The sequence below is a fragment of the Paenibacillus sp. SAF-068 genome, assembly GCF_051967555.1.
Lineage (GTDB): Bacteria > Bacillota > Bacilli > Paenibacillales > Paenibacillaceae > Paenibacillus.
This window is the reverse complement of the sequence record NZ_JBQCJX010000019.1, coordinates 1-692: the sequence shown is the minus strand read 5'-3', so window position 1 is coordinate 692 and position 692 is coordinate 1. Positions and strand designations below refer to the sequence as shown.

The following is a 692-nucleotide window of genomic DNA, read 5'->3' as shown; positions in this document are numbered from 1 at the left end:
CTGCACTTCCACCCCCAGCCTATCTACCTCGTCGTCTTCAAGGGGTCTTACATACTGGGAAATCTCATCTTGAGGGGGGCTTCACGCTTAGATGCTTTCAGCGTTTATCCCGTCCGTACATAGCTACCCAGCGGTGCTCCTGGCGGAACAACTGGTACACCAGCGGTACGTCCATCCCGGTCCTCTCGTACTAAGGACAGCTCCTCTCAAATTTCCTACGCCCACGACAGATAGGGACCGAACTGTCTCACGACGTTCTGAACCCAGCTCGCGTACCGCTTTAATGGGCGAACAGCCCAACCCTTGGGACCTACTTCAGCCCCAGGATGCGATGAGCCGACATCGAGGTGCCAAACCTCCCCGTCGATGTGGACTCTTGGGGGAGATAAGCCTGTTATCCCCAGGGTAGCTTTTATCCGTTGAGCGATGGCCCTTCCATGCGGTACCACCGGATCACTAAGCCCGACTTTCGTCCCTGCTCGACTTGTAGGTCTCGCAGTCAAGCTCCCTTATGCCTTTGCACTCTTCGAATGATTTCCAACCATTCTGAGGGAACCTTTGGGCGCCTCCGTTACTCTTTAGGAGGCGACCGCCCCAGTCAAACTGCCCACCTGACACTGTCCCCGCACCGGATTACGGTACCAGGTTAGAACCTAGATACGATCAGGGTGGTATCCCAACGTTGCCTCCAC

The 692-nt window shown here is 55.9% G+C and carries 1 rRNA gene; it reads right to left on the bottom strand.

The features are described from left to right. Window positions 1–692, bottom strand: a 23S ribosomal RNA gene (locus ACTHPG_RS28165); the annotation flags it as partial.